This is a genomic window from Gluconobacter albidus (assembly GCF_002005485.1).
GTDB lineage: Bacteria > Pseudomonadota > Alphaproteobacteria > Acetobacterales > Acetobacteraceae > Gluconobacter > Gluconobacter albidus.
Genome location: NZ_CP014689.1, coordinates 3,105,001 through 3,107,922, shown reverse-complemented (window position 1 = coordinate 3,107,922; position 2,922 = coordinate 3,105,001). Strand labels below are relative to the sequence as shown.

Below are 2,922 nucleotides of genomic sequence, written 5' to 3'. Positions count from 1 at the left end.
AGGTGCAGTATCATAGGCGCTGAGGGATTTCACGGCCGAGTTCGGGATGGGATCGGGTGTAGGGCCCTCGCAATGGCCACCAGGTCTTCCAGCCCACCCTGTCTTTTGAGAGAGGGTGGAGGTTGGTGCGTTTTTATGAAGAGAGTGTGGCTGATTTCTGTGCATGTGTTTGATGTGAGAAGTATGAGCGATTAGGACCGGTTAGCTGCATGCATTACTGCACTTTCACACCCGGCCTATCAACGTGATGGTCTCTCACGGCTCTATGAGACCTAGTTTTGAGGTGGGTTTCCCGCTTAGATGCTTTCAGCGGTTATCCCGTCCATACTTAGCTACCCGGCTGTGCCACTGGCGTGACAACCGGTGCACCAGAGGTATGTTCATCCCGGTCCTCTCGTACTAGGGACAAATCCTCTCAAGTCTCTTACACCCACGGCAGATAGGGACCGAACTGTCTCACGACGTTCTAAACCCAGCTCACGTACCACTTTAATCGGCGAACAGCCGAACCCTTGGGACCTGCTCCAGCCCCAGGATGTGATGAGCCGACATCGAGGTGCCAAACCTCCCCGTCGATGTGGACTCTTGGGGGAGATCAGCCTGTTATCCCTAGAGTACCTTTTATCCGTTGAGCGATGGCCCGTCCACGTGGGACCACCGGATCACTATGGCCGACTTTCGTCTCTGATCGAGCTGTCACTCTCACAGTCAGGCGGGCTTATGCCATTGCACTCGACAGCCGGTTTCCGACCGGCCTGAGCCCACCATCGCGCGCCTCCGTTACACTTTGGGAGGCGACCGCCCCAGTCAAACTGCCCACCATGCAGGGTCCCGGACCAGGCTTACTGGTCTCGGTTAGACATCAGAAAAATTCAGGGTCGTATTTCAAGGATGGCTCCACCGGTGCTGGCGCCCCGGCTTTCAAAGCCTCCGACCTATCCTACACAGAATGTCTCTGATGCCACTGCAAAGCTGCAGTAAAGGTTCATAGGGTCTTTCCGTCTGACCGCGGGTACCCCGCATCTTCACGGGAATTCAATTTCGCTGAGTCGATGCTGGAGACAGTGGGGAAGTCGTTACGCCATTCGTGCAGGTCGGAACTTACCCGACAAGGAATTTCGCTACCTTAGGACCGTTATAGTTACGGCCGCCGTTTACCGGGGCTTCAATTCAGTGCTTGCACACCTCCTCTTAACCTTCCGGCACCGGGCAGGCGTCAGGCCCTATACGTCATCTCACGATTTCGCAGAGCCCTGTGTTTTTTACTAAACAGTCGCTACCCCCCTGGTCTGTGCCACCCAATCATGGTTGCCCACGGTTGGGTCTCGTTTATCCCGAAGTTACACGAGCAATTTGCCTAGTTCCTTCAGCATCGTTCTCTCAAGCGCCTTGGTATTCTCTACCAGTCCACCTGTGTCGGTTTCGGGTACGGTCTATACGCCAGAGCTATTTCCTGGAATGATTGAAAAGCCTGTTCAATCCGTTAAGGACAGACAACATCTCTCATTCGTCACTTCTGGCAGGCCCAGTAATATTAAACTGGTTCCCATCGACTACGGCTCTCGCCCTCGCCTTAGGGGCCGGCTCACCCTGCGTGGATTAACCTTGCGCAGGAACCCTTGGACTTTCGGCGACAGTGTTTCTCGCACTGTTTGTCGCTACTCATGTCAGCATTCGCACTTCCGATATCTCCAGAGAGGGTCACCCCGTCTCCTTCGCAGACTTTACGGAACGCTCCGCTACCGCGCATTCAAAGAATGCACCCACAGCTTCGGCACGTGGCTTGAGCCCCGTTACATTTTCGGCGCAGGGTTTCTAATAGACCAGTGAGCTATTACGCTTTCTTTAAAGGATGGCTGCTTCTAAGCCAACCTCCTGGTTGTTTTGGAATCCCCACATCCTTTCCCACTTAGCCACGATTTAGGGGCCTTAGCTGGTGGTCTGGGCTGTTTCCCTCTCGACAATGGACCTTAGCACCCACTGTCTGTCTGCCGGGCTATACTCCTGGGTATTCGGAGTTTGGTTAGGTTTGGTAAGGCTTTGGGCCCCCCTAGCCCATCCAGTGCTCTACCCCCCAGGGTAAACACCCGACGATCTACCTCAATAGATTTCGCGGAGAACCAGCTATCTCCGAGTTTGATTGGCCTTTCACCCCTAGCCACAGCTCATCCCCGACTTTTTCAACAGGCGTGGGTTCGGCCCTCCAGTGCGTGTTACCGCACCTTCAGCCTGGCCATGGCTAGATCACTCGGTTTCGGGTCTTCTGCCAGCAACTCATTCGCCCTATTCAGACTCGCTTTCGCTACGCCTACACCTAACGGCTTAAGCTCGCTGCAAACAGAAACTCGCTGACCCATTATACAAAAGGTACGCCGTCACCCCATAAGAGGCTCCGACTGCTTGTAGGCGTCCGGTTTCAGGTCTCTTTCACTCCCCTCATCGGGGTGCTTTTCACCTTTCCCTCACGGTACTTGTTCGCTATCGGTCACTAAGGAGTATTTAGGCTTGGAGGGTGGTCCCCCCATGTTCAGACAGGGTTTCACGTGCCCCGCCCTACTCGAATCCTCATCAGAACACTACGCATACGGGGCTATCACCCATTATTGCCGGACTTTCCAGACCGTTTTGCTTCTTCCTGATCAGGCATTGGCCTGCTCCGCGTTCGCTCGCCACTACTAGCGGAATCTCTGTTGATGTCTTTTCCTCCAGGTACTGAGATGTTTCAGTTCCCCGGGTTTGCCTCATACACCTATGTATTCAGTGCATGATCCTCTTGCGAGGGGGTTGCCCCATTCGGACATCCACGGATCAAAGCCTGTTCGCGGCTCCCCATGGCTTTTCGCAGCGTACCACGTCCTTCATCGCCTCTTAGTGCCAAGGCATCCACCGAACGCCCTTCTCATTCTCACACCATTCTTTATC

1 rRNA gene and 1 other annotated feature are annotated in these 2,922 nt (G+C 54.4%); the gene reads right to left on the bottom strand.

Features of this window, described 5'->3' with window-relative positions:
• Positions 1 to 84 (bottom strand) — a sequence feature (5S ribosomal RNA rRNA prediction is too short).
• Positions 85 to 171: 87 nt separating this feature from the next.
• Positions 172 to 2,910: ribosomal RNA gene (locus A0U94_RS14285) — 23S ribosomal RNA — on the bottom strand.
• Positions 2,911 to 2,922 lie beyond the last annotated feature (12 nt).